Annotated in this window: 1 protein-coding gene; it reads right to left on the bottom strand. The window is 45.0% G+C overall.

The genetic code is table 11. The features are described from left to right. Positions 1-365: 365 nt before the first annotated feature. Positions 366-1,808, bottom strand: coding sequence for an MFS transporter (locus F6K49_RS38860; RefSeq protein ID WP_293105845.1), 1,443 nt, complete (start codon positions 1,806-1,808; stop codon positions 366-368). Between the last annotated feature and the right edge of the window lie 1,153 nt (positions 1,809-2,961).

The following is a 2,961-nucleotide window of genomic DNA, read 5'->3' as shown; positions in this document are numbered from 1 at the left end:
TGGATGATTGGGAACAGTCATGTCCGGTTCTGGAGGAGAGTTCTAGGGGGGAACCCCTAGTTCGACTCTAATAACGGGGGGAAGCTGAGAGTAATTGGGTGGCAGCCGTTGGTCTCGACAAGCGATACCAGGACTTAGACTGGGTAGAGCATGTCCGCCGTTGGCCACCAATGATGGTTGAGGCTTTAGCAAATTTCTTCAACCTTAAGTGAAATTAACTTAAGTGAAATTAACCTGATCAACCTTAGCTTTTCTCAAGAGTCATTACTTGAGGACTTACGCAATAACTTTAAGTCTTAACTATACTTTTAGGGTGCGTTAATAACGCACCCTACACTGATAACTCTTGACTAAACTATTGCTTTTCAAGCACGGTTACGAAGCAGCAGTTGTTTGAGGTTCCGACCCCGTGGCTCCCGGACAAATGCCAAAGGTAAAAGGGTAGCCAATCGCACCACTGCTGATAGGGCAAATAATGTTGGCAAACCACCGAAGTGAGGCAACTCGGCTAAAAAGCCACCAAACATACTACCTATAGCACCCCCTAATCCGGCTGATGCTGCAGCTGCTGCAAAATAGGTGGAGGGTTTGTGGGCTGGTGATATCTCGATTTGGATATTATTGGCACACAGGTCAATGGCTGCTGCAGCTGAACCTGTCCCGAAGAATAAAAGCGGCAGCCAAACCCAAAGAGCGAGAGTTGTTGGGCTGCCGATTCCAAGCCAAAGTAAGGGAATCACGGATAGGAGAATCCCAACCATCACTAGTACTGGACGATTTCCGATCAGGTCAGACAACTTACCCCAGTAGATCAGTGTCAATAAACTTGCCCCAGCCATCAGACTAGTATAGAGAGTTACCCAACCCACATCTAAGCCCAAATTGTCGAGCAGATAAACATTGAAAAAGGGAGCGCTGAGGGTGAAGGCAAACATCCACAATCCAAAGTAGAGTACAAAGATTAGGAAGTTTGAGTCTTTCAATAGGGCAGCATAATCAGAGGGCGTCGGCTTCTCAGACTCTAAGGTTTCATCAGTAGTCTCATCAGTCTTCGCAGTCTTCTTTGAGGGTATCTGAGGAGTGATATCTACCATAAAGAACTGAAAGACTAGACTTAGTATTCCAGCTAGGATAGCCAAAATCAAAATTACGCCATAGCCTTGAATTTGCCCACCTTGCCAGTTAGAAACAATGTATCCCAGTAGGGGAACACAAAGTAGGTTGGTTAAATTAGTAAAGCTATTGCGCAGTCCAAAATAGCGCCCTCGCAGGCGAACAGGAACTAACACCGCCATCCAGCTAGACCAAGAGGGACTACCCAAAGCTCCAAAAATGTGAGTGATCAGGTTAATCGCCAGTGTACACAACACTAGATGATGAGCTGGAGCCAGACCAGTGCAGAACATCCCAATGCCTACTAGGACAAATAACCATAGTAGTCGCGAAGGAATGAAAGTTTTGATGATAAACCAGTGGCGACTGTAGGATCGATCAGATAAATAAGCACCAATAGGCTGTAGAAAATTCGCCAGTAGAGGTATCCCTGAAAGAATACCAATTTCAAAGTTGCTAGCCCCCAGTTGCAGCAAGAAGTTAGTGAGGAAAACCTCAGCTGTGATACAGGAAAAGAAGGTGGAAAACACGCCGTCAAGGGTTGCAGCCCTCAGGCTAGAGCGAATCTCCCCTTTGGGAATTTTTTCAGTAGGGCTAAGCGGTGGTCGTGCTTCCTTGTTTAGGGGCTTTAGCAACTCTGGCAATCGCGGTAAAGACGGAGCTTCTGGGGCGACATCGGATATGAGTCTGAGCATAGCGGTTCAGGTAGGTAGATAGAGAGGACTTAAATGGCGAATTTGATGGAGACGAGTAAATCGTATGGGTTCAGGTAGCACCTGTACTGGATCGGCAGGCAGGTAGAAACTCCTATGCCATATCCTCCCCATAGCATCCCCCTTCTTGATGGGCGTAGCGTGCCCATAGCGTAACCCTCTTGGCTTGCTCTTAAATCCCCCCTATACCCTCTTGTAAAACCTCCTTCGGCTAAAAGGGGTTTTACAAGAGGAGTCTATGGCATTTACATCACTAGGGAAGTAAGACTTGCTTACTCTCGCAGAAGACCTACCATAGCCTTCCTTACTCCTGGTAGAGTCCGGGAAGGTCTAGCTTCTGCGACATCTGCTATACACTCCGTTAACCCTTACTTTTCGAGAAGGGCTACTTTTCAATAACACTTATTCTCTAGCCTTCACCCAACCCCTTAGAAATACGAAAAGTAGTACTTTTCAATAATCCCTAAGGGTTACTTCCTAAGGGCTATGCCCTATGGGGAGAGCTATGGTCATGACGGGGTATAGCAGCGGAGGCTACGCTATTCAATTAACGGGGGAGCAAGGGGGATAGACATGGATCATGAGGAAAAATCATGGCCAATGCCTTATTCCCTTGTTTAGGAATCCCGATGTAGCCAGAACCGATATCTACATACCGATATCTACATATCAATATCTACATACCAATACTGACCTAAGTACAGCTGTTGCCTTTTTTATCCCTGGGGCAACAGGTACCTTAAGTCTAATATCTCAAAAAAAGTAAAATATTGCAACAAAAATACAATTAAGTATATTCACTGAAATCTTTTATCTGACGAATCGAGCCAAGAGGTACCACGACCTGGCTAGCGAAAAAAAAAGGCGGGATCGCCTTCATAGTATTGATCTCAGCCTTACGTAGTTCAGTTAGTCAAGAGTGTAGCCAGGATGAGGATCATGGATAATCATAATTAAAGCTAAAGATAAGTGGTGGTATAATAAAGATAAGCAATAATAAAGTTGGCTACTAACAGCTAGCTTTACCTCCATAAATATGGCTAGTAACAGCTTTACACCTTAAGAAATAAGGACACCTTAAGAAATAAGCTGTAGAAAGCCATCTTGGACACCTTAAGAAATAAGCTGTAGAAAG

Source organism: Moorena sp. SIO3I6 (assembly GCF_010672095.1).
Note: the sequence above shows the minus strand (reverse complement) of the source record. Positions and strands in the feature narration are given on the sequence as shown.